General features: G+C 36.0%; 24 protein-coding genes. 16 read left to right on the top strand and 8 right to left on the bottom strand.

Annotated features, from left to right (window positions below; translation table 11 throughout):
- Nucleotides 1-2: 2 nt before the first annotated feature.
- The 3 genes from ligA (at nucleotide 3) to CNQ82_RS09350 (ending at nucleotide 4,430) form a co-directional block, all read left to right on the top strand.
- Entirely contained in the window at nucleotides 3-2,009 is a 2,007-nt protein-coding gene (ligA, locus tag CNQ82_RS09360) for an NAD-dependent DNA ligase LigA (protein ID WP_123145039.1), read from the top strand.
- A gap of 20 nt (nucleotides 2,010-2,029) precedes the next feature.
- Nucleotides 2,030-3,232: a CamS family sex pheromone protein gene (locus tag CNQ82_RS09355; RefSeq protein ID WP_123145038.1), complete on the top strand. Its 1,203-nt coding sequence runs from the start codon at nucleotides 2,030-2,032 to the stop codon at nucleotides 3,230-3,232.
- A 160-nt stretch (nucleotides 3,233-3,392) separates the two neighbouring features.
- Nucleotides 3,393-4,430, top strand: a complete 1,038-nt coding sequence (locus CNQ82_RS09350; protein WP_123145037.1) for an NAD-dependent formate dehydrogenase — start codon at nucleotides 3,393-3,395, stop codon at nucleotides 4,428-4,430.
- A 65-nt stretch (nucleotides 4,431-4,495) separates the two neighbouring features.
- On the opposite strand, the gene putP is transcribed toward CNQ82_RS09350, so the two are convergent.
- Nucleotides 4,496-6,037: a sodium/proline symporter PutP gene (gene putP, locus CNQ82_RS09345; protein WP_123145036.1), complete on the bottom strand. Its 1,542-nt coding sequence runs from the start codon at nucleotides 6,035-6,037 to the stop codon at nucleotides 4,496-4,498.
- A gap of 388 nt (nucleotides 6,038-6,425) precedes the next feature.
- On the opposite strand from putP, the gene gatC reads away from it, so the two are divergent.
- From gatC to rlmD, 5 genes are all read left to right on the top strand, one after another.
- Nucleotides 6,426-6,728, top strand: a complete 303-nt coding sequence (gene gatC / locus CNQ82_RS09340) for an Asp-tRNA(Asn)/Glu-tRNA(Gln) amidotransferase subunit GatC (protein WP_095107250.1) — start codon at nucleotides 6,426-6,428, stop codon at nucleotides 6,726-6,728.
- Entirely contained in the window at nucleotides 6,728-8,185 is a 1,458-nt protein-coding gene (gene gatA / locus CNQ82_RS09335; protein WP_123145035.1) for an Asp-tRNA(Asn)/Glu-tRNA(Gln) amidotransferase subunit GatA, read from the top strand. The genes gatC and gatA overlap by 1 nt, the downstream gene beginning before the upstream one ends.
- A 16-nt stretch (nucleotides 8,186-8,201) precedes the next feature.
- Nucleotides 8,202-9,629, top strand: a complete 1,428-nt coding sequence (gene gatB, locus CNQ82_RS09330) for an Asp-tRNA(Asn)/Glu-tRNA(Gln) amidotransferase subunit GatB (RefSeq protein ID WP_095104494.1) — start codon at nucleotides 8,202-8,204, stop codon at nucleotides 9,627-9,629.
- A 207-nt stretch (nucleotides 9,630-9,836) separates the two neighbouring features.
- On the top strand, nucleotides 9,837-10,757 hold the full coding sequence (locus tag CNQ82_RS09325) for a diacylglycerol kinase (protein WP_123145034.1): 921 nt from the start codon (nucleotides 9,837-9,839) through the stop codon (nucleotides 10,755-10,757).
- Between the two features lie 59 nt (nucleotides 10,758-10,816).
- Nucleotides 10,817-12,178, top strand: coding sequence for a 23S rRNA (uracil(1939)-C(5))-methyltransferase RlmD (gene rlmD / locus CNQ82_RS09320; protein WP_123145033.1), 1,362 nt, complete (start codon nucleotides 10,817-10,819; stop codon nucleotides 12,176-12,178).
- A gap of 130 nt (nucleotides 12,179-12,308) precedes the next feature.
- Here rlmD and CNQ82_RS09315 read toward each other — a convergent pair whose 3' ends face one another.
- The gene (locus tag CNQ82_RS09315; protein ID WP_123145032.1) at nucleotides 12,309-12,629 is read right to left on the bottom strand and encodes a general stress protein; all 321 of its coding nucleotides are present in this window, start codon (nucleotides 12,627-12,629) and stop codon (nucleotides 12,309-12,311) included.
- A 275-nt stretch (nucleotides 12,630-12,904) separates the two neighbouring features.
- Here CNQ82_RS09315 and dinB point away from each other — a divergent pair, with 275 nt between their 5' ends.
- Nucleotides 12,905-13,975: a DNA polymerase IV gene (gene dinB / locus CNQ82_RS09310; protein ID WP_123145031.1), complete on the top strand. Its 1,071-nt coding sequence runs from the start codon at nucleotides 12,905-12,907 to the stop codon at nucleotides 13,973-13,975.
- A 63-nt stretch (nucleotides 13,976-14,038) separates the two neighbouring features.
- Here dinB and CNQ82_RS09305 read toward each other — a convergent pair whose 3' ends face one another.
- Nucleotides 14,039-14,596 (bottom strand): 3'-5' exonuclease, encoded by a 558-nt coding sequence (locus CNQ82_RS09305; protein ID WP_123145030.1) that lies wholly within the window; start codon nucleotides 14,594-14,596, stop codon nucleotides 14,039-14,041.
- A gap of 166 nt (nucleotides 14,597-14,762) precedes the next feature.
- On the opposite strand from CNQ82_RS09305, the gene murT reads away from it, so the two are divergent.
- Both murT and gatD read left to right on the top strand, forming a co-directional pair.
- Nucleotides 14,763-16,079, top strand: coding sequence for a lipid II isoglutaminyl synthase subunit MurT (gene murT / locus CNQ82_RS09300; RefSeq protein ID WP_123145029.1), 1,317 nt, complete (start codon nucleotides 14,763-14,765; stop codon nucleotides 16,077-16,079).
- Nucleotides 16,076-16,801, top strand: coding sequence for a lipid II isoglutaminyl synthase subunit GatD (gene gatD / locus CNQ82_RS09295; RefSeq protein ID WP_123145028.1), 726 nt, complete (start codon nucleotides 16,076-16,078; stop codon nucleotides 16,799-16,801). Before murT ends, gatD begins: the two co-directional genes overlap by 4 nt.
- Nucleotides 16,802-16,849: 48 nt before the next feature.
- On the opposite strand, the gene CNQ82_RS09290 is transcribed toward gatD, so the two are convergent.
- Entirely contained in the window at nucleotides 16,850-17,836 is a 987-nt protein-coding gene (locus tag CNQ82_RS09290) for an FUSC family protein (RefSeq protein ID WP_123145027.1), read from the bottom strand.
- Between the two features lie 254 nt (nucleotides 17,837-18,090).
- On the opposite strand from CNQ82_RS09290, the gene map reads away from it, so the two are divergent.
- The 5 genes from map to vraR all read left to right on the top strand — a co-directional run bounded on the left by map (nucleotide 18,091) and on the right by vraR (nucleotide 21,763).
- Complete coding sequence (gene map / locus CNQ82_RS09285; RefSeq protein ID WP_123145026.1) at nucleotides 18,091-18,858, top strand: type I methionyl aminopeptidase; 768 nt, start codon at nucleotides 18,091-18,093, stop codon at nucleotides 18,856-18,858.
- A 133-nt stretch (nucleotides 18,859-18,991) separates the two neighbouring features.
- Complete coding sequence (locus CNQ82_RS09280; RefSeq protein ID WP_123145025.1) at nucleotides 18,992-19,387, top strand: hypothetical protein; 396 nt, start codon at nucleotides 18,992-18,994, stop codon at nucleotides 19,385-19,387.
- A 15-nt stretch (nucleotides 19,388-19,402) separates the two neighbouring features.
- Nucleotides 19,403-20,104: a cell wall-active antibiotics response protein VraT gene (gene vraT / locus CNQ82_RS09275; protein WP_123145024.1), complete on the top strand. Its 702-nt coding sequence runs from the start codon at nucleotides 19,403-19,405 to the stop codon at nucleotides 20,102-20,104.
- The gene (gene vraS / locus CNQ82_RS09270) at nucleotides 20,101-21,144 is read left to right on the top strand and encodes a sensor histidine kinase VraS (RefSeq protein ID WP_123145023.1); all 1,044 of its coding nucleotides are present in this window, start codon (nucleotides 20,101-20,103) and stop codon (nucleotides 21,142-21,144) included. The genes vraT and vraS overlap by 4 nt, the downstream gene beginning before the upstream one ends.
- Nucleotides 21,134-21,763: a response regulator transcription factor VraR gene (vraR, locus tag CNQ82_RS09265; RefSeq protein ID WP_095104520.1), complete on the top strand. Its 630-nt coding sequence runs from the start codon at nucleotides 21,134-21,136 to the stop codon at nucleotides 21,761-21,763. The genes vraS and vraR overlap by 11 nt, the downstream gene beginning before the upstream one ends.
- Before the next feature lie 61 nt (nucleotides 21,764-21,824).
- On the opposite strand, the gene CNQ82_RS09260 is transcribed toward vraR, so the two are convergent.
- The 4 genes from CNQ82_RS09260 to CNQ82_RS09245 all read right to left on the bottom strand — a co-directional run bounded on the left by CNQ82_RS09260 (nucleotide 21,825) and on the right by CNQ82_RS09245 (nucleotide 24,620).
- On the bottom strand, nucleotides 21,825-22,403 hold the full coding sequence (locus tag CNQ82_RS09260; RefSeq protein ID WP_123145022.1) for a beta-class carbonic anhydrase: 579 nt from the start codon (nucleotides 22,401-22,403) through the stop codon (nucleotides 21,825-21,827).
- Between the two features lie 259 nt (nucleotides 22,404-22,662).
- On the bottom strand, nucleotides 22,663-23,739 hold the full coding sequence (locus CNQ82_RS09255) for a YihY/virulence factor BrkB family protein (protein ID WP_123145021.1): 1,077 nt from the start codon (nucleotides 23,737-23,739) through the stop codon (nucleotides 22,663-22,665).
- Between the two features lie 118 nt (nucleotides 23,740-23,857).
- A complete protein-coding gene (locus tag CNQ82_RS09250) occupies nucleotides 23,858-24,148 on the bottom strand; it encodes a YtxH domain-containing protein (RefSeq protein WP_123145020.1) in 291 nt (96 codons plus the stop codon).
- Between the two features lie 7 nt (nucleotides 24,149-24,155).
- Entirely contained in the window at nucleotides 24,156-24,620 is a 465-nt protein-coding gene (locus CNQ82_RS09245; RefSeq protein WP_123145019.1) for a low molecular weight protein-tyrosine-phosphatase, read from the bottom strand.
- Between the last annotated feature and the right edge of the window lie 61 nt (nucleotides 24,621-24,681).

Raw genomic sequence — 24,681 nt, 5'->3', positions numbered from 1 at the left:
GTATGGCCGAACTTGCAGCTCGAGTACAAGAGTTACATCATCTTTTAAATAAATACAGTCATGAATATTATGTTCAAGACAATCCGTCAGTTCCTGATAGTGAATACGATAAGTTACTGCGTGAATTGATTGATATCGAAAATGCACACCCAGAATATAAAACAGAAGATTCTCCGACAGTCAGAGTAGGCGGAGAAGCACAAGTGACTTTTAACAAAGTACGTCATGATACACCTATGCTTAGTTTAGGCAACGCGTTTAATGAAGAAGAATTGCGTCGCTTTGATGCACGTGTACGTGAAAAAGCAGGCAAAGTGGAATACATGTGTGAATTGAAAATTGATGGTTTAGCCGTTTCTTTGAAATATGAAGAGGGCCGCTTCGTGCAAGGTTTAACGCGTGGTGACGGTACCATCGGAGAGGATATTACTGCCAATTTACGTACGATTCGCGCGATTCCCTTGCGTATCAATAAACCGCTGACATTTGAAGTACGCGGCGAAGCTTATATGCCGAAGAAATCTTTCGAGCATTTAAATCAGCAAAAGGAAGAAGCGGGCGAGCAAGCTTTTGCCAATCCCAGAAATGCAGCAGCAGGTTCATTGCGCCAGTTAGATTCGAAACTTGCATCTAAACGCCGACTCAGTGTCTTTTTATATAGTGTAAATGATTTTACGAATTTCCACGCTGAATCTCAAAGTGAAGCTTTAGATGAATTAGATGAACTCGGTTTCAAAACCAATCAAAATCGTAAACGAGTTGCAGACATTGAGGGTGTGTTAGAGTATATTAAATATTGGACAGCACATCGTGAAGCATTACCTTATGATATCGACGGTATTGTAATCAAAGTCAATGATTTAGAAGAACAAGATGAACTTGGGTTTACTCAGAAATCACCAAGATGGGCTATTGCTTATAAATTCCCTGCTGAAGAAGTAGTGACCAAGTTACTAGATATCGAGTTGAGTATCGGCAGAACAGGAGTAGTTACGCCAACTGCCGTGTTAGAACCTGTCAGAGTTGCAGGTACGACAGTTTCTCGCGCTTCTTTGCATAATGAGGATTTGATTCATGAGAAGGATATCCGTATTGGAGACAGCGTAGTGATTAAAAAGGCAGGAGATATTATTCCTGAAGTTATTCGGAGCTTACCTGAACGGCGACCAGAAGGTACTGAAACCTATCACATGCCGACGCATTGTCCAAGTTGCGGTCACGAATTAGTCCGTTTAGATGGTGAAGTGGCGTTACGTTGTATCAACCCTAAATGCCCAGCACAATTAGTAGAAGGTATGATTCATTTTGTCTCTAGACAAGCCATGAATATCGATGGATTAGGTACTAAGATTATTATGCAGCTCTATGAAAATGAAATCATCAAAGATGTCGGCGATCTTTATTATTTAACTAAAGATGATTTATTACCGCTTGAAAGAATGGGTGAAAAGAAAGCGGATAATTTATTAAAAGCAATCGAAGATTCGAAGGATAATTCACTCGAACATCTTTTGTTCGGATTAGGTATCAGACATTTAGGTGTCAAAGCCAGCCAGGTGATTGCTGAGCGTTTTGAAACCATGGATAGATTATTTAAAGTTACTGAAGAAGAGTTGCTGGAAATTCATGACATCGGTGATAAATTAGCGACATCTTTAATTACGTATTTAAATAACGAAGACATTATCGCTTTAATTGAAAAACTGCGCAGAAAAAATGTTAATATGACATATGAAGGCCTAAAAACAACAGAAATCCAGACTGATTCTGAGTTTAACGGCAAAACGGTTGTGTTAACTGGTAAACTGCATAACATGACGCGTACTGAAGCTTCAAAATGGCTTGAAGCTCAAGGTGCCAAAACAACGAGCAGCGTAACTAAAAATACAGATCTTGTAATTGCAGGAGAAGATGCAGGTTCTAAATTAACTAAGGCAGAAAAACTTGGTACTGAAGTCTGGTCTGAAGAAGAATTTATGGAAAAACAAAAAGAAATTGAAAACAAATAAACAATAGAGGAGATCGGGGCATGAAGCGGACATTTGTATTACTCATCTCTCTCTTATTGATTCTCACAGCGTGTGGCAATAAGAATGAGCAAGATAAATCAGAGAAAAATGAAAGCAGTCAGAAAACAGATTCTAATAATGTTAAGCAAATTGCTACGGATAAAGATGTGCAAGGGGATAATTACCGTACAATTTTACCTTTTAAAGAAAGCCAAGCAAGAGGTCTGCTGCAACAAAATATGGCAAGTGGCTACAACGGCGAAGATTTTGAGGATGGTTTGCTGAAACAAAGCAAAGAAGTCTTTCCAACTGATAAATACCTTTACCAAGACGGACAATATCTAGACAAAGATACAATCAATTCCTATCTTGAACCGAAATATACGAAATCTGAAATTGATAAGATGTCTGCCGATGATAAAGAAGACAAGAATGCTAATGAAAATTTAGGACTGAATCCTTCACATAATGGTGAAAAAGACGAAAAGAAAATTGCAGAAAAGTCACCAGCTTATTTATCTAATATTTTAGAACAAGACTTCTACGGCAACAGAGATACTGAAGGTAAAAAAATTAAAGGAATGACAATCGGTCTAGCAATGAACAGTGTTTACTACTATCAAAAAGAAAAAGATGGCGAAACTTTCAGCAAGAAATTAGACAAAGCTAAAGTTGAAAAAGAAGGTAAACGTATGTCAGACGAAATCTTATCTCGTTTACGTGAAAACAAAGCATTGAAAGACATTCCAATTCACTTTGCGATTTATCTTCAATCAGGAGAAGATGAAATTATTCCTGGTGAGTTTGTAGCAGGTGCAACTGCTGATGAGGGTCAGACGCGAATCAATGATTGGAAATCGATTGATGAGAAAACAGTATTACTGCCTTCACAAGAAGCGGGCGACTTAGATGAAAGCTTGAACAATAATTTCAAGCAATTCAACGATAACTTGCAATCATACTTTACAAACTTTACGCAAGCAGTAGGTAAAGCAAAATTTGTAAATAAAAAACCACAACAAGTTTCTATTGACTTACCAATTGATTATTATGGTAAAGCAGAATTGACTGGTATTACACAATATGTAACAGAACAAGCTGAAAAATATTTCAGCAGTATTGATGAATATGAAATTCATATTAAAGATGGAAATAATGCAAGAGCTTTAATTACTAAAACGAAAGATGATAAAAAACCGCAAGTTCATATTTATAAAAACTAAAGAAATGCTTATAAAAGAGACGCCTAATGAAGGTGTCTTTTTTTATGACAAAAATGTGATAAAACATGTTGAATTGTTTAGGTAAGTGCAATAAGGGAAACTTAGAACTAATGTGACTAACTTTTCAAAATATAAAATATAAAGAATAAGGTGATTATAAATGAAAATTGTAGCATTATTTCCTGAAGCAACTGAAGGGGAAACTGAAAATAATATATTAGATGATCAATCTGCATTAAATTTACGTCCTTTTTTAGAAGAAAGAGGACATGAATTAGTAGTTTTAAAAAACGGAGAGGAAGATTTAGATCAACATCTTAAAGATATGGACGTTGTAATCAGTGCACCTTTCTATCCAGCCTATATGACTGCAGAACGTATTGAAAAAGCACCCAATTTGAAACTCGCTGTGACAGCAGGGGTAGGTTCTGACCATGTTGATTTAGAAGCGGCCAGCAAACATAATATTTCTGTTGTCGAAGTAACAGATTCCAATACGGTCAGTGTGGCAGAACATATTGTAATGTTAACTTTGATTTTAGTGCGTAACTATGAAGAAGGACACCATCAGTCAGAAGGAGGTACTTGGAATCTTACTAAAGTGACTAACCATGCATTTGAATTACAACATAAAACAATCGGTATCTTCGGTTTAGGCAGAATCGGACGTTTAGTTGGTGAACGTTTGAAACCATTCGATGTTAATATTCAACATCACAGACGTTCTAGTCAAGAAGATACAGACTTCTCGAAATACGTTGATTTCGATGAGTTAGTCGCTACGAGTGATGTTATTATTATCACATCACCATTGACTCCTGAGACAGATAATTTATTTGATTATGATACTATCAGCAAAATGAAAGACGGAAGTTATATCGTTAACTGTGCACGTGGTAAAATCGTGAACAAAGATGAAATTGTCCAAATGGTAGAAGAAAATCATATTCAAGGTTACGGTGGCAACGTTTGGTATCCTCAACCTGCGCCAGCTGATCATCCTTGGAGAAAAATGCCGCGTAATGCTATGACCATTCATTATTCAGGTATGGTAATTGAAGCACAACATCGTATTGAAGAAGGGGTTAAAAACTTATTAACAAACTTCTTCGATGAAAAGCCATTCCCAGAAAAAGATGTGATTGTAAATGGCGGACAAATTACGAGTAAATCATATGCAAAGCACGATAAAAAATAGTTATTTAAGATAACAAATAAGCCTCGTCGTTACAAACAAGTAGCGATGAGGCTTTTTAGTGTAAATTATTTAGTATGAAGAATTTGTTTGACTTCGTCCAATTCTCCGATCGTGCGTGCACTTGGTTTTTGAGTTAATTTACTTACTACATAAGTAAAGATTACACTCATAATAAAACCAGGAATAATTTCATATAAACCAAATATTTCATTGATATCTGCTAATGGCTTAATGAATACAATCCAAATAATAACTGTGGCTGCCCCAGCAACCATACCACTGATTGCGCCAGCTCTTGTTAAGCCTTTCCAATACAATGAGAAAAGAACGAGTGGACTGAATGCTGCTCCAAAGCCTGCCCAAGCGTTACCAACTAAGTTTAAAATAGTATCATTTGGAGTCCAAGCAATCCAGATTGCTACAAACGCAACTACCATTACGGAAATACGACCGACAAGTACGAATTCTTTTTCATGTTTTTTAGTATTTGCTTTTTTACCACGAATTAATTTATAGAAATCTTCTGTCAATGAACTAGAAGTTACGAGTAATTGAGAAGAAATCGTACTCATAATAGCAGCCAATATTGCAGCAAGTAAGAAACCGCCAACTAATGGATGGAAAAGAACTTGCCCCATGATGATAAATAATGTTTCAGGATCTTTGAGTGTAATATGATAAGCTGGTACGAATGCAATGCCTGTCAACCCAACTAAACAGGCACCTGCAAGTCCAATTATCATCCAAATAATACCGACGCGACGTGCTTTAGGTAAGAGTTTAAAAGATTTAATGGACATAAAACGCACAATGATGTGTGGTTGTCCAAAATATCCCAGTCCCCAAGAGAATAATGAAATAATACCTAATACCGTAGTACCTCGGAATAAATCTAAATTAGTAGGTTTCATTTCTGCAACTTGATGGAATATGTCCCAGCCATTCAATTTCAAGAGTGCGACTACAGGTACCATAACCATCGCGATTAACATGATGACACCTTGGAAGAAATCTGTAATGGATACCGCTAAATAACCACCTAAGAAGGTATAGAAAATAACGATAACAGCTACCATAATTAAACCGTAACGATAGTTCAAACCAAAAGCAGTTTCAAATAACTTTCCGCCTGAAACAAATCCAGAGTGTGTATATAAAGTGAAGAAGATGACGATGATCGCACCAGAGATAATTTTAATAATATTAGAATGATCATCTAATCTATTTTTAAAGAAGTCCGGTAATGTAATAGCATCTCCTGCAAGTTCTGTATAAACACGCAATCTTGGAGCAACAATGAAGTAGTTTAAATAAGCTCCCAAACTTAAACCAATGGTAATCCAAATGGCGGACAAGCCAGTAGAATACACAGAACCTGGTAAGCCCATGATCATCCAACCACTCATATCAGATGCACCTGCAGACAGGGCAGTGATGTACGGTCCGATGTTACGTCCTCCTAACATGTATTCGCTCAGATTGCCTGTTGATTGCTTATAACCATAAATCCCGATGATTACAAGTATCAAGAAATAAACACCAATCATAATGTACGTTTGCCAGTCTGCATCAATTTGACTGCTTACTGAAGTACCTAAAATAAACATCGTGGTTTCCCCCTTTTCTCATTGAAATTTCAATGTATACGCATTATTATACAATAATTCTGAAAAATGGGGTATAAATATTTTAAAAATTGAGAAAAAATATAAACGCATAATGGCAATGTGTAAAGCGCTTACATATATTCTGAGATTACGTAAATTCCCATCGTTTTTATCAGTGTTTTTATAATGTGAGATGTATAAAAATATAATCAAGCAGAAGTGCGATAATTTATAGACATATAAAAGCTTGCATTTAAAAAAGATTATGATTAAGTTAAAAGGGACAAAGTTCCTGCAAGCCAGGTTCAGCAAGCTAAAAACCTTAGATTTCCAAGCATTTTTTTGATACAATTTAATGATGAAGTATTATTAAGGAGGCAATTCATTAATGGCTAGAGTATCACGTGAAGAAGTTGAACATATTGCAAATTTATCTAAACTTCATATTTCACCAGAAGAAACTACTGAAATGCAAGACACATTAGAAACTATTTTAAACTTTGCCCAACAAATTGATACAGCAGATACAAGTTCAGTTGAACCGACGTATCACGTATTAGATTTGCAAAACGTTTTAAGAGAGGACAAAGCAATCAAAGGCATTCCTCAAGAACTTGCACTTAAAAATGCAAAAGAAACAGAAGATGGCCAATTTAAAGTACCATCAATCATCAGCGGGGAGGATGCGTAATGTCTATTCGTTATGAATCAGTTGAAAAATTAAGCAAAATGATTAAGAACAAAGAAATCAAACCTTCAGAAGTTGTCAAAGATATCTATGACGCAATTGAAGAAACTGATCCTAGTATTCAATCATTTTTAGCTTTAGATAAAGAAAATGCAGTTAAAAAAGCAGAAGAATTAGATGAATTGCAAGCGAAAGACCAAATGGAAGGCAAATTATTCGGTATTCCTATGGGAATTAAAGATAATATTATTACTGAAGGTCTTGAAACAACTTGTGCTAGCAAAATGCTGGAAGGTTTCGTTCCAATTTATGAATCTACTGTAATGAATAAATTGCATAATGAAAATGCCGTATTAATCGGTAAATTAAATATGGATGAATTCGCAATGGGCGGTTCAACTGAAACATCTTATTATAAGAAAACAGTGAACCCTTTTGATCATTCAGCAGTACCTGGTGGTTCATCAGGCGGTTCAGCAGCAGCAGTCGCAGCTGGCTTAGTACCATTTAGTTTAGGTTCTGATACTGGCGGTTCTATTCGTCAACCAGCAGCTTATTGCGGTATTGTTGGCATGAAACCGACTTATGGCCGTGTATCTCGCTTTGGTTTAGTAGCATTTGCTTCTTCATTAGACCAAATCGGACCTTTAACACGTAATGTTAAAGATAATGCCATTGTTTTAGAAACAATTGTAGGTGAAGATAAACACGATTCTACAAGCGCACCGGTTGAAGACCACGACTTCACTTCAGAAATTGGGAAAGATATCCGCGGTATGAAAATTGCATTGCCTAAAGAATATTTAGGTGAAGGTGTGAATGATGAAGTGAAAGAAGCGGTTCGCAATGCGGTTGAAATTTTAGAAGGGGAAGGCGCTATCGTTGAAGAAGTATCCTTACCAAATACAAGTTACGGTATTCCTTCTTATTATGTTATCGCATCATCTGAAGCATCATCTAACTTATCTCGTTTCGATGGTATCCGTTATGGTTTCCACTCTAAAGAAGCGAAGTCACTAGATGAATTATATAAATTATCTCGTAGCGAAGGATTCGGTAAAGAAGTTAAACGTCGTATCTTATTAGGTACTTTCGCATTAAGTTCTGGTTACTATGATGCTTACTACAAGAAATCTCAAAAAGTAAGAACATTGATCCGTCAAGACTTTGAACGTGTCTTTGAAGACTATGATGTAGTAGTTGGGCCTACAACACCTACACCAGCCTTCAATCTAGGCGAAGAAATCAATGATCCGTTAACAATGTATGCAAACGATTTATTAACAACTCCAGTCAATCTTGCCGGCTTACCTGGTATCTCAGTACCTTGCGGCCAATCAAATGACAGACCAATCGGATTGCAGTTTATCGGCAAACCATTCGATGAAAAAACACTTTACCGTGTGGCTTATCAATTCGAACAACAATATAACTTACATGACCAATATCAAAATTTATAAGGAGTGTTAAAGAATCATGCATTTTGAAACAGTGATTGGACTTGAAGTCCATGTTGAGTTGAAAACAGACTCTAAAATGTTCTCTCCATCACCTGCACATTTCGGAGCAGAACCTAACTCAAATACAAATGTAATCGACCTAGCATACCCAGGTGTATTGCCAGTTGTAAATAGACGTGCTGTAGACTGGGCAATGCGTGCATCTATGGCTTTAAATATGGAAATTGCGACTGAATCTAAATTCGACCGTAAAAACTATTTCTATCCAGATAATCCGAAAGCGTATCAAATTTCTCAATTTGACCAACCTATCGGAGAACATGGTTACATTGATATCGAAGTAGACGGTGAAACTAAACGTATTGGTATTACGCGTTTGCATATGGAAGAAGATGCAGGTAAATCGACACATAAAGACGGATACTCATTAGTAGACTTGAACCGTCAAGGTACACCGTTAATTGAAATCGTGTCTGAACCAGATATCCGTTCACCTCAAGAAGCTTATGCTTATCTTGAAAAATTACGTTCAATCATCCAATATACAGGTGTTTCTGACTGTAAAATGGAAGAAGGTTCATTGCGTTGTGATGCTAATATTTCATTACGCCCATATGGTCAAGAAGAATTCGGTACAAAAGCTGAATTGAAAAACTTGAACTCATTCAACTATGTGCGTAAAGGTCTTGAATACGAAGAAAAACGCCAAGAAGAAGAATTATTAAATGGCGGAGAAGTATTGCAAGAAACACGTCGTTTCGATGAATCAACTGGTAAAACTATTTTAATGCGTGTTAAAGAAGGTTCAGATGATTACCGTTACTTCCCAGAACCAGATATCGTACCATTGTATGTAGATGAAGAATGGAAAGAACGCGTTCGTCAAACGATTCCAGAATTACCAGATGCACGTAAAGAAAAATACGTGAACGAATATGGCTTGCCTGCATACGATGCACACGTGTTGACTTTAACTAAAGAAATGTCTGATTTCTTTGAAGGCGCAGTTGAAGCCGGTGCAGATGTAAAATTAACTTCTAACTGGTTAATGGGCGGTGTCAATGAGTACTTGAATAAAAACCAAGTTGAACTTCAAGATACTAAATTAACACCTGAAAATCTTGCTGGTATGATTAAGTTAATTGAAGACGGCACAATGAGCAGTAAAATTGCGAAAAAAGTCTTCCCAGAATTAGCTGAAAACGGCGGAGACGCTAAACAAATTATGGAAGACAAAGGTTTAGTCCAAATCTCAGATGAATCAGTATTATTAAACTTCGTAAACGAAGCATTAGATAATAACCCTCAATCTGTAGAAGACTTTAAAAACGGTAAAGGCCGTGCGAAAGGCTTCTTAGTCGGACAAATTATGAAAGCTTCTAAAGGACAAGCTAACCCGCAAATGGTTAATAAATTATTACAACAAGAATTAGATAAACGCTGAGTCTGACTTTAAAAATAATCCTGTTATCAAGCATGTTGAAATACAATTGATAACAGGATTTTTATTATTTAAAAGAGAGACCATTGCGGTGTTTTCAGAAGAGCTCATTTTTTAGAAGTTTATTTGTCAAATCCAGCCATTAATACTTTTAACTCTAAGGGAAATCATATAAAATTGAATGTGAGTAAAAATGATGAGGGATTATTTATGAGAAAACGCGCAAGAATTATTTATAATCCGACTTCAGGTAAGGAATTGTTTAAACGGATGCTGCCTGAAGTTTTGGTGAAAATGGAAAAAGCAGGTTTTGAAACAAGTGCATATGCTACACAAAAAGCTGGAGATGCTACAATAGAAGCCAAACGTGCCCTGCATGAAGACTATGAAATGTTAGTTGTCGCTGGCGGTGACGGCACATTGAACGAAGTAGTAAATGGTGTGGCCGAACATCCGAATCGCCCTAAGATCGGTGTCATTCCAATGGGTACAGTAAATGATTTTGGACGCGCACTTCATTTGCCGACCGATATTCTGAAGGCCGTAGATGTTATTACAGAAGGTCATACTGTAAAAGTAGATATCGGTAAGATGAATAGCCGTTATTTCATCAACTTAGCAGCAGGAGGACGGATTACGGAAGTTTCTTATGAGACTTCGAGCAAGTTGAAAACTTTTGTAGGTCCGTTTGCTTACTACATTAAAGGCATGGAAATGCTGCCGCAAATGAAAAATATTGATGTCCGTATTGAATACGATGGCAAAGTATTCCAAGGCGAAATTTTATTATTCTTGTTAGGCCTGACAAATTCAATGGCTGGTTTTGAAAAATTAGTGCCAGATGCTCGCTTAGATGATGGATATTTTACTTTAATTATTGTAGAGAAAGCTAATCTGGCAGAATTAGGACACATTATGACATTAGCTTCAAGAGGGGAACATATTAAACATCCAAAGGTCACTTATGAAAAGGCCAAATCTGTAAATGTTTCTTCTTTTGAACAAATGCCCCTTAATGTGGATGGTGAATACGGCGGTCAATTGCCTGCCAATTTCTTGAATTTGAAACAACATATCGAAGTTTATACACCTAAAGATGTTAAAAACACTGAATTAATTGATCAAGATTGATAATCGAAGGTTAGGAAGGAATATACCACTCCTGACCTTTTTTCTATGGAGGTAAGAAAGTGGAAGCGTTAAAGAAAAATGAAATAAGAAAAGGGCGTGTCATCGACCTGACTCATGAAGGGCATGGGGTTGTGAAAATTGATAGATATCCTGTCTTTATTCCCCAAGCATTAACTGGAGAAGAAATCGAATATAAGCTGATTAAAGTCAATAAAAACTTTGCGATTGGGAAATTATTGCAGATTTTTGAAGATAGTCCTGAACGTGTAGAGCCTCCTTGTGTTTATTATTATAAATGCGGAGGTTGCCAGTTGCAGCATCTTGCCTATGAGGCTCAACTTGAAATGAAACGCAATCAAGTCGTTAATCTTTTCCATAGAAGAGGGAAGTATACCGATACTGTAATTAATGAAACAATCGGCATGAAGAATCCTTGGTATTATCGTAATAAGTCTCAAATTCCTATCGGCAAAAATAAAGCTGGCAAAGCCATTATGGGATTTTATAGACAACGCAGCCACGATATCATTGACATGGAAGAGTGTATCATTCAAGACAGTGTACAAAATCGCTTGATGGTTATGATTAAAGATTTGCTGAATCAACATAAGGTTTCAATTTATAATGAGAAATCAAAAGAGGGGTTATTGCGTCATGTTATTATTCGTGTAGGACATGTCTCACGTGAAGTAATGGTTGTGTTTGTTACCAATGGGAAGAGATTTAAACAAGCTCCAGCTATAATTGAGAAGTTGGTTGAAGCGGTACCGAATATTAAAAGTGTGATTCAAAATATTAACGAATCTCATTCAAATGTGATTATGGGCCGACACTCTCAAACGCTTTATGGCAAGGATGAAATAGTAGATGATTTAGATTCTGTAGCCTTCAAAATCAGTGATCAATCATTTTATCAAATTAATTCAGAACAAACGGTCAAATTATATAATAAAGCTTTAAAGTATGCGCAACTAAATGGTAATGAAACAGTGTTAGATACTTATTGCGGTATCGGTACAATAGGTCTGTATATGGCTGAAAAAGCTCAACATGTTTATGGAGTAGAAGTGGTACCTGCAGCTATCAAAGACGCTCAACAAAACGCTGAGTTGAATGGTTATGATAATACTACCTTTGTGTGCGGTAAAGCAGAAGATGTGATTATGCAATGGAAAGCAGATGGAATTCAACCAGATGTCGTAATGGTGGACCCTCCGCGTAAAGGTTGCGATGAACAATTCTTAAAAACATTATTAGAATTGAACCCTAAACGTATTGTTTATATTTCTTGCAATCCTTCTACACAACAAAGGGATGCTGGTATTTTAACAGAACAATATCAATTGAAAGAAATTACTCCTGTGGACATGTTCCCACAAACTACACACATCGAAACCGTCGCATTATTTGAAAGAAAATAAGGTTGAGATTATAGGTATGGAATTATATCGGACAAGATGATCGGGATCTAGTCCGATATATTCAATTCTGTTCCGCTCCGCCAAATAAAAAGAGGGCGAACTTTAAAAGTTCAGCCCTCAAATATTTCAATTACTTATCGTATTTAGAGTTGTCTTCTCCGCCTTTTTTGCCGATTTCTTTATAAAACTCTTTGCCTTTTTCGTTAGCTGTAGGGTCTCCGCCTTCTTTACCAATTTTTTCATAATATTCTTTGTCGTGTTCGCTTGCTGTTTTGTCTCCGCCTTTTTTGCCGATTTCTTCGTAAAATTCTTTCCCTTTTTCACTAGCTGTAGCATCTCCGCCTTCACGGCCGATTTCTTGGTAATGATCTTTGTTGTATTCTTTTGAAGTTGCTTCTCCTCCTAGTTTACCCGCTTCTGAATGACTCATTTTGTTATCTTTTTCAGCCATTTACAAAACCTCCTAAGAATTTTAGAATACTAGACTTGAAACAAGCTAATGTTTTCATGTCTGCTAAGTTATACCTCTTTAATTTGGTTATAAACGATAAATATACATTTATTTACAACGATAAAATGTATCTTATTATTACTTTAATAATTTTTGAATAAAAAATTAACATTTCCTCTTTTACGAGGTGAATTTAGAACATTTTATTCTATACTACTTGCCAACTGTAATATAATTAAACTATATAGAGATAACTCGAAAGTGAGGTGATACCTGTGAAAGAGCGTCGTATTATTCATGTGGATATGGATTATTTTTACGCACAAGTTGAAGTGCGCGATCGACCCGCTTTACGAGGTAAACCAGTTATTGTAGGTGGGAAAGCCAGTGGTCGAGGTGTGGTGACAACAGCCTCATATGAAGCACGGGAATTCGGTGTTCACTCTGCAATGCCCATGGCTCAAGCTCATAAATTATGTCCCAATGGATATTATATTCAACCTCGTTTTGATTATTATCGTGAAGTCTCCAGTCAAATTATGGAAATCTTCCGCAGTTATACAGAAGTGGTAGAGCCATTAGCCTTAGATGAAGCTTATTTAGATGTAACACATTTGGTACGTCGCGACTTGCCGACCTCAATAATTGCCCAATATATACGGCGGGATATTTTTGAAAAAACAGGTCTCACCGCTTCTGCCGGCGTTTCTTACAACAAATATCTTGCTAAATTAGCGAGCGGGATGAACAAGCCGAATGGAATGAAAATCATCGACTATAATAATGTAAATGAGATTTTAATGAACCTCGAAATAGGTGATTTTCCAGGAGTAGGTAAGGCAACTAAAGAAGTTATGCATGAACATAATATCTATAATGGACAAGACTTGTACGATACAAGTGAGAGAGAATTGATTCGTATCTTCGGAAAAAGAGGACATGGTCTCTATGAGAAAGCACGCGGTATCGATACACGGCCGGTGAAACAATTTCGCATACGCAAATCAGTAGGGACAGAGAGAACTTTTACCACAGATGAGAATGATGACGAAGTGATTTTATTAAAAGTAAGAGAATTGAGTGAGAAGACTGCAGAACGTTTAAATAAAATCCAAAAATCCGGAAAAACTGTAACCGTCAAAATTAAAACGCACCGCTTCGAAACGCTCTCTAGACAACGCAGCTTGAGAGATCCCATCAGAAGTGAAATCGATATTTATAATACAGCTTATACTTTATATAATGAATTAAAGGATCCGGATGTTCCGATTCGCTTGATTGGTGTGACAGTCGGTAATTTGGAAGAAACTAAATACGAAAATATGTCGATTTATGACTTTTTATAAAAAATCGGAAGCGGGGGACAAAAATAATATTGATTAAATCTTTTTCATCGTCCCAACCCCCGATTAACCTTTATCTATTAAATTTTTACCATAAACTGCCAGCATTGCATTTAAACTATCATAATTTTTCAGCAAGCGGAAAGTAATCATCGCACAGGCTTTCGCATCATTTAATGCATCATGGTGTCCATGAAAATCTAAGTGATAATATTCCATCATATGGTTTAAACCATAACGCCGTGCATTGACTGTACGTCTAGCCAGCTGTAAGGAACAAAAATATGTCATTTCTGGAGTAGCAGCACCTAATGCTTGAATGCTTGCATGCAGTACCGTCATATCAAATGCGGCATTATGAGCTACTATAGGCAAGTCTGCAATAAATTGCAGCATATATGGAAGTACAAAGTTAAAGTCAGGCGCCGTTTCAACATCTTCAGGATGGATGCCATGGACTTTAATATTTTGCTGTGAAAAATAGTCTTTGGGATTCACGAGTGTATAAAAGGTTTCAACAATTTCATTATCGACGACCTTTACCATACCCACGGAACAGATACTGGTACGTTTGCCATTAGCTGTTTCAAAATCCAACGCTACAAAAGCATTTTTATCATTCATTACTTAAACGACCTTTCATTCGTATAATCATTTAGAATAGTAAAATGTTACTTTAAATCACTGTCTGAGTCAAGAAATTGATATAGGTAAAATTTATTGTAGATAATTTTTTATCTTACCTTATAGCATGTTATAATAATCTAGGAAATTTAGAGGAGTGAAGTGCATGAGAGAATGGACGGCAATCAACTTGGCAAAGTTAGCGCGTAAGGCAAGCCGTGCTGTCGGTAAACGCGGTACAGATCTGCCAGGTCAAGTTGCAAGAAGAATTGATAAAGACATTTTAAGAAATTTAGCTGAAAAAGTAGATGACGTCGTATTTATCAGCGGTACAAACGGTAAAACGACAACTTCAAATTTAATCGGTCATACTTTAAGAGCGAATCATATAGATATTGTGCATAATAATGAAGGTGCAAATATGGCGGCAGGTATCACATCTGCGTTTATTGTGCAATCCAATCCAAATACTAAAATTGCAGTGATTGAAATTGACGAAGGTTCAATTCCACGTGTATTAAAAGAAATGACACCTACAATGATGGTGTTCACCAACTTTTTCCGAGACCAAATGGATCGTTTTGGTGAAATTGATATTATGGTGAACAATATTGCAGAAGCAATCAGCCATAAGGGTATAAAATTGATATTAAATGCCGATGATCCTTTCGTCAGTCGCTTAAAAATCGCTAGTGAATCTAATGTATATTACGGCATGAAAGCTCATGCACACGAATTTGAACAAAGCAGTATGAATGAAAGTAAATATTGTCCGAACTGCGGACGTCTGTTAGTTTACGATTACATACATTATAATCAAATCGGTCATTATCATTGTGTGTGCGGTTTTAAACGAGAAGCACCCAAATACGAAGTATCCAAATTTACAGTATCGCCATTTATTCATTTAACAATTGGCGACACTACTTTCAATATGAAAATAGCAGGAGATTTCAATGCTTATAATGCCATTGCAGCTTATAGTGTATTAAGAGAACTCGGTTTAAATGATGAATCGATACGCAAAGGCTTTGAAACTTATACTTCAGATAACGGACGTATGCAATATTTCAAAGCCGGCAGCAAAGAAGCAATGATTAATTTAGCGAAGAACCCGGCCGGTATGAATGCCAGCTTATCTATGGGTGAACAATTGGAAGGCAAGAAAGTGTATGTCATCAGTTTAAATGACAAACCAGCAGATGGTCGCGATATCTCTTGGATTTATGATGCGGATTTTGAAAAATTAAGCAACCAAGATATCGAAGCAATTATCGTAACAGGTTCTCGTGCAGAAGAATTGCAATTGCGCTTGAAATTAGCTGAAGTAGATGTGCCTGTTATTGTTGAAAAGGATATTTATAAAGCTACTGCCCGGACAATGGATTATACCGGCAAAACAGTTGCGATTCCGAACTATACATCACTTGCACCAATGCTTGAACAATTGAACCGTTCATTTGAAATGAGGGAAAATCAATGAATGAATTAACAGTCTATCACTTTATGCCAGACAAACTGAATCTATACAGTGATATCGGCAATATTATTGCTTTAAAACAACGTGCGAAATGGCGCAACATTAAATTGAATGTCGTAGAAGTCAACGAAACAGAAGGTGTGACGCTCGATAACTGTGATATCTTCTTTATCGGCGGCGGCAGTGACCGTGAACAAGCACTAGCAACAGAAGAACTCAGTAAGATTAAAGACCAGCTTAAAACAGCCATTGAAGAAGGTATGCCAGGTCTTACTATTTGCGGAGGTTACCAGTTCCTAGGTACAAAATATATCACGCCAGATGGCACAGAATTAGAAGGACTCGGCATCTTAGATTTCTATACACAATCGCAAAAAGAACGTTTAACAGGCGACATTGTTATCGAAAGCGAAACGTTCGGGACAATTGTCGGCTTCGAGAACCACGGGGGACGTACTTACCATGACTTCGGAACATTCGGCAAAGTTAAATACGGCTACGGCAACAACGAAGAAGACCGACGCGAAGGCATTCATTATAAAAACTTGCTCGGCACCTATCTGCATGGACCCGTCTTGCCGAAAAACCATGAAATCACAGACTATTTGTTAAAGAAAGCCTGTGAGAGAAAAGGTATTCCATTTGAGCCTCAAAACCTAGATAACACTGAAGAAGAAGCAGCTAAACAAGCGATTGTAGAACGTTTAGAGAAACAGCATAAATAATATAAAGCAGCGGCTTACCGACGATTGATCGGCAAGCCGCTGCTTTTCTCATGCATAACGATTATCGAGAATACGATACGTGAGCAGAATTTCATAAATTAAATGACTTTTCAATTGTTCTTTATCAAATTCATCTAGATGCGTAACAGATGCTTTTAATAAATTAATCGATTGTGTTTCGCGTTCAAAATAACCTGTCGCAATAATTTCAGAAATACTGTGTGCGACTTTTAAAATCGCTTCACGTTCTTCTGAATTGAACACTACAAAGGTATCTTTCGGTAAGTAAATAATATTAGAGAGATGAGTGATAAATAACCGATCAATATGTGCGCGGTTCGTTAAAGCTTTCAATAACACCCAATCTTCTTCATGTTTATGATAAGATAATTCGTCCTTTTGATAACGAATCAAAGTTTCGACATGCATACTTTTAGTCAGCAGCTTTTCCAGTTTTTTATTACTTTTAGCGGAAACGAATTTACCAATAACGAGTTCATGCAATCTTTCGCTATATAATTGATACATGTCTGTTTCCGTTTGCCAAGCTGATGATTCCACTTGGTCATAATAACGCGGGGGCAAAATAATCAGATTGACTAAGCCTGCTGTTACCAAACCGATAACGGCTGTGAGTAAGCGTGAGAAGAAATTAAATAAATAAGCATCTCCAATCCCTGGAATCATAGCCATAGCAGTCAAAGTCGCAACGGTGATACCATCATGTAATTTCAATTTAGCACAAATAAAGATAGTACAAGTCGCGCTTAATGCATAGGCTAAAGCAGATTTATCACTGAATATATATGTAAAAAGGACTGCGAGCAATGCACCAATAACGGTGGCAGGCAATCTTTTGTATCCTTTTTTCAAGGAAGCTTTGGCTGTCGGTTCTATGGTTACAATAGCTGTGAGTGTTGCATAAATAGGATTCAGATGAAGCGCCATACAAAAGAAAGCAGTTAAGAAAGTTGCTAAGCCTGTTTTGATGGTTCTCGCTCCGATAATTTTGGTATACCATTTGTCGTTTTTCATAATTAAAACCTCGCTTGGATGATGCACTTACAACAACAATTTTCAAATTCGTAAAGCTATAAGTTCAATTTAAAATTTCCTACGTTTAGTATATCAGATTAATTTTGGTATAATAAGATGGAATGAGTACCAAAATGTGATGTTCGAATAGAGTAAATTGCATGGCGGCAGTGAAAAGATAAAGTCTAACCGTACTTTCTGGTACGGGCTTACTTTTTACGAATTAATTTTTTAAAAAGGAAAGGGATTTAGACATGATTGTAAAAACAGAAGAAGAATTACAAGGTTTAAAAGAAATCGGTTATATCTGTGCTTTAGTCAGAGATAAAATGCAAGCTGCAACCAAACCAGGTGTAACAACTAAAGAATTAGATGATATCGCAAAAGAATTATTTGAAGAACATGGCGCGTTATCAGCACCGATTCATGATGAAAATTTCCCTGGCCAAACATGTATCAGTGTAAACGAGGAAGTTGCACATGGTATTCCAGGTAAACGCAAAATCCGCGAAGGCGATTTAGTCAATATTGATGTTTCTGCTTTAAAAAATGGCTTATATGCAGATACTGGCATATCTTTCGTAGTTGGAGAAGCTTCTGATCCTATGAAACAAAAGGTCTGTGAAGTAGCGGAAGAAGCCTTTGATAATGCTATGAAAAAAGTTAAACCGGGCAGTAAATTAAGTCAAATCGGTAAAGCCGTGCATGCCACAGCACGTAAAAATGATTTGAAAGTCATCCGTAATTTAACAGGACACGGCGTAGGTAGTTCCTTACATGAAGCGCCAAGTTATGTTTTGAATTATTATGACCCGAAAGAAAAAACATTACTTAAAGAAGGACTTGTCTTAGCAGTCGAACCTTTCATTTCTTCTAATGCCACATTTGTAACAGAAGGGAAAAATGAATGGGCATTTGAAACAAGCGATAAAAGCTATGTTGCACAAATTGAACACACTGTGATAGTGACGAAAGACGGTCCATTACTTACAACTAAAATCGACTATGATAAAGAATCATAATACTATTGAAATCGTATTGTAATCCTCTTAAAGCAGCTTAGGACTAAAGTATGAATGAAAGATGGTTCCGGAGACTATCCCTATGTCTCCGGCTTTCTTTTATAATGGAGTCAATAATAAATGAGGTGATTCCATGAACTTGTTTACAGTATATCTAGAAAAGATATATCAACATACGATTCAAAGCAGTATTGTGCACTGCCAAGAAAATTTAAATAAAAAATTACATTCAACTAAACGATATATTCATTATTTAAATCGTAAAAGAGTCAATATCGTAGAGTTGATTAAAAGATTGACGATTGAAATTGAAAATAAATACATTGATTTATTAGATCAATATCAAATCTCCAATATTCAACGTATGGAGAACATTGAAAATGCAGAATTAAATTCATTGATGAAAGAATTAAATGCAGCAGAATCTGACTGTGCAAGAATTGAGGCGGATTTATCTTATCAAAATAAAACACGAATTACTTTAGAAAGAGAATGTGATATGATTGCACAAATGAGTTTAGTTGCGTAGAAAAGGTGGCGAAAAATGACAAATAAATATATCTCGACTGAGATGTTGATTATATTCACAGCATTAATGATAATAGCCAATTTTTACTATATTTTCTTTGAAAAAATTGGCTTTTTGCTCGTCTTGTTATTAGGAATTATCTTAATCTATGTCGGCTACCTATATTTCCACAAAGTAAGAGGTTTGCTTGCTTTCTGGATAGGTGTATTACTGGTTGCTTTTACGTTATTCTCTAATAAATATACGATTATCATCTTATTCTTATTTATGATCTTATTGATAATCCGTTATATTATTTTTAAATTTAAACCACTTAAAATAATTGCTTCAGATAAAGAAGTAACTTCACCTGCATTTATTAAACAGAAGTGGTTTGGTAATCAACGCACACCTGTTTATGTTTATAAATGGGAAGATATGCAAATTCAGCATGGAATCGGTGATATCCATATTGATTTAACTAAAGCAGCCAATATTAAAGAAAATAATACAATTGTGGTCAGACATTTCATCGGAAAGATATTAATTATTGTTCCGACAAATTATAATGTTAACTTACATGTGGCTGCATTTTATGGAAATGCATCTATTAACCATGAAACCATTAAAGTGGAAAATAATCATATACAGATGAAAGAAGAAACGAAAGCAGAGAACTACAACATTAATATCTATGCGTCTACATTTATCGGAGATGTAGAGGTGGTTTATCGATGAATCACTATATACGAGCGATAGGTTCAATGTTGATATTAGTTTACAGTATATTAGCCATTTTCTTTTTCATAGATAAAGTCTTTGTAAATATTATTTTCTTTCAAGGTATGTTTTACACACAAATCTTCGGTATTCCAGTTTTTTTGTTTCTAAATATCATTGTAATACTCATGAGTATTATCGTAGGCTCGGTATTAGCCTATAAAGTAAATCAGCAAAATCACTGGATTAAAGATCAAATTGAACACTCTATTGAAGGTGAAGTTGTCGGTATTAATGATCAGAATATCGAACTCTATCAAGAAACTTTGGAAATTTATCATATGTTGGCACCTTTGAACCAAGAATTGCATCGCTTGCGGATAAAAACCCAAGATTTGACTAACGAAACTTATAACTTGAATGATACGAAGGTAAAGAAAATAATAGAAGATGAGCGGCAACGCTTAGCAAGAGAATTACATGATTCTGTAAGTCAGCAATTATTTGCGGCAAGTATGATGTTATCTGCGATCAAGGAAACTAAATTAGAGCCTCCTTTAGATCAACAAATTCCGACATTAGAAAAAATGGTTCAAGACTCTCAGCTAGAAATGCGTGCTTTGCTGTTGCATTTACGTCCTTTGGGATTAAAAGACCGTTCTTTAGGTGAAGGTATTAAAGATTTAGTTATCGACTTGAAGAAAAAGGTGTCGTTGAAAGTGGTATATGATATTGAAGATTTTGAAGTGCCTAAGGGAATCGAAGACCATCTATTTCGTATTACACAAGAAGGAATCTCCAATACATTGCGCCATGCAGAAGGTTCAAAATTAACCATTGATTTATTTAACAAAGATGACTACTTGCTTTTGCGGATTCAAGATGACGGCAAAGGTTTTGATGTCGATGAAAAAATGGAAAAAAGTTATGGATTAAAAAATATGCGAGAACGCGCATTAGAAATCGGAGCAACGCTGCATATTGTATCCTTGCCAGGTGCAGGGACAAGAATTGAGGTGAAAGCTCCGCTGAATAAGGAGGAATTCGATGACGATTAAAGTGCTGTTTGTGGATGATCATGAAATGGTTCGTATCGGCATTTCAAGTTATCTGTCAACACAACCTGATATTGAAGTAGTAGGGGAAGGTAAATCTGGAAAGGAAGCGATTGAAAAAGCACATGAACTGCAACCGGATTTAATTTTGATGGATTTGTTGATGGAGGATATGGATGGCGTAGAAGCTACGCAACAAATAAAGAAAGATTTGCCTAAGATTAAAGTGTTAATGTTAACAAGTTATATAGAAGATAATGAAGTATATCGTGCCTTAGATGCAGGCGTAGACAGCTATATACTTAAAACTACGAGTGCGAGCGACATTGCAGAAGCAATTAGAAAGACGCAACATAATGAATCTGTATTTGAAGCGGAAGTGCTGGTTAAAATGCGCAACCGCATGAATCAACGTGCTGAGTTATATGAAATGCTTACAGAACGTGAAATGGAAATTTTATTATTGATTGCTAAAGGTTATTCCAATCAAGAAATTGCCAGTGCATCGCATATTACAATTAAGACAGTTAAAACTCACGTGAGCAATATTTTAAGCAAGTTGGAAGTGCAAGATAGAACACAAGCAGTTATTTATGCTTTCCAACATGATTTAATCCAATAATGACAAGGAGCTGAGACATTTTGGTAGTGTCCCAGCTCCTTGCTCTATTCATATTTATTTATTATTTATTTTGAGCAGCAATTTCATAGCCGTCTTGTACTAAATCTAATTCACCTGTATGCGGATCAATCACTAATCCGTGAATTGGTACAGATTTATCAAATAATGGATGATTATAAACCATATCAATATTTCTACGAACGTTTTCTTCAGCGTCTGTAAATCCTTGTAAGAAGCTATCGACGTCTACTCCAGAGTGTTCGATAATCTTAAATGTTTCTTCTGATACACCGCGTTCTTTCATTGCATCTTTGACGGTGCTGACATCTAGACAACCCATACCGCAATCTTTATGCGCCATAATGATTATTTCTTCTGCACCTAATGCATAAATACCTACTAATAAACTTTTGATTGTAGAACCATAGGGATGCGTAATAATTGCACCAGCATTTTTAACAACCTTTAAGTCACCATTATTAAATCCTAATGCTTTCGTACCTAAATCTTGTAAACGTGTATCCATACATGTGAATAGCACGGCTTTTTTATCTGGTTTTTTGCTCGTAGAATAGTTTTCAAATTCTTTATTGTCTACGAAATCTTTATTATAAGCGAGAATGCTTTCTAATAATGTCATTGTTTACACTTCCTGTTTCCTTGAAATTGTATAATTTTATGTTCTCTCAAGTTGTATCTCTTACAGTTGAAAAAGATATGTATCATTTAAATCTTTCAACCAATGAATAGTATACCCCAATTGTTTAGAGTTTGAACATTTTATGAACTGTTTATTTAAAAAATCTTCTTAGAACTAGGGCATTTTTTACTCAGCTATCTACTGTTTATGCAGAGATTAAAGGCTGGAACAACTTAATGTCCCAGCCTTTCGCTAGCAATTATGAACGTTCACTATGAGGATTTTGAAGATCAGATACTTTGAACTGATGCTCTTCAAGTGAATCAGCATGTTTCAGTGTACGTCTTTGATTGATAATCGCATTAATTTCAGCACCTACAATAATAATAAAGCCTGTAATATAGAGCCATAACATTAACACGATAATACCACCGATACTGCCGTATGTTTTAGAGTAGTTAGCAAAGTTGCTTACATATAATCCAAATGCTGCAGTACCTACAATCCAGACGATTGAAGTAAATAACGCACCTGGAAGCACTGACTTCCATTTGATTTTAATATTCGGCGCCAAGGTATAGAGCGTCGCAAATAATAAGAAGATAACGACGAACGGCAAGGCGTAACTCAAAATATTAAATATCCATTTGACCTGACTATCTAGACCGAGCGGGCCGAACAATAAGTGTCCAATCTGCTGACCGAATACTGGTAAGATCATTGCAGCAATAAATACTGCGCCCATGATAACTGTAAAAAGTACGCTGATTAATTTTAAGAGAATAGGATTACGGCCGTCTTCAACATCATAAGCAACATTAAAGGCATTCATTAATGCTGTCATTCCGTTTGAAGCGGACCATAAAGCTAAAATCAAACCAACAGATAAAATACTGCCGCTTGCATTTTTCATGATATCGCCGATAATGCCAGTTAATAAATCTGCCGTAGAAGCAGGTGCATTTTTAGCAATCATATCCACAATTTTATTTCGGTCAATTTTAAATAATGGTAACAATGATAATAAGAATAATAACATAGGGAAGAGTGACAACATGAAATAATAAGAAAGTTGCGCTGCTAACCCTGACGCATCATCTTTACCGATTCTATAAATCAGATAAGATAAAAAATTTGAATCTTTTGTATATTTTGCAGGTTTATTATTTTTAGCGACAAAGAAAGTTTGATTTGGTTTCTTTGGTGTTTTTGATTGAAATTCTTGAGGCGGCACATACTTGTTATCCTGCTGATGTGTCACTTGTGCTGATTTCTCTTTCACCTTACTTAATAAACCAGAGTTACTTTCTTTGTTATGGTCATTTTTCTTTGACATAACACAGACTCCTTTGTGACATAAATATTAAATTTTAGTTGAAAAAAGGGGGATAGCGCCACCCTAAATACTAGGTGTGCTTATCCCTTGAAATATAACATATTAAAATGACAATGAATTAGCCGTTTAAATGTTTATCATTTTTTTTACGCTCTTGGAATGTATTCTTAGCATCTTTAAGCGCACGTTCTAATTCTGGATTATTGCGGCGAATTTCTTCGACTGCATCTTTCCAATACATGATTTCATCTTTAATCACATTAATTTTAGAAGGTTGGTTGCTGCGTTTGCCTTCTTTCATATTTGTATAGCTGTTTTTAAGTGCTGTACGTGTATTTTTATCAGCAAGAGTAATTGCGCCGCCGATAACTGCGCCTAAAAGAATTCCTGGTACAAGTTTGTTATTCATAATTCATCTACCCCTCTTTTAATTTTGAATCTTTAAGAATATAATCGATTAAATTGTCACAAGATGATTGTATCATATCGAAGACACCCTCAAAGTTATTAGTGTAATAAGGATCAGGTACATCTTGTTCATCCATATCACTGAAATCCAGCAATTTATATAATTGACCTTTCAAATGCGGATTAATCTGTTTAATATTATCCACATTACTTTGATCCATCGCAATAATGTAATCAAAGTCATCAGACGCTTTGAAGAGTTCGCTAATCATGCCGTCGAATGGAATATTGTGTTCTCTCAGAATACTTTGTGTCCCTTCATGAGGCGGTTCACCTAGATTCCATTTTCCTGTGCCGCGAGAAGTCACTTCAATATCATCGATGTTACGGTCTCTTAAACGCTGTTTCATAATAGCTTCAGCCATAGGTGAACGGCAAATATTGCCTAAGCAGACAAATGCAACTGTAACCATGTTTTACCTCCAAATGATATTTTGCCGGGTAAATATTAAATACATATGTTAGCTTATATAA

The sequence above is a fragment of the Staphylococcus debuckii genome (assembly GCF_003718735.1).
GTDB classification, from domain to species: domain Bacteria; phylum Bacillota; class Bacilli; order Staphylococcales; family Staphylococcaceae; genus Staphylococcus; species Staphylococcus debuckii.
This window is presented reverse-complemented; position numbering and strand designations above follow the sequence as displayed.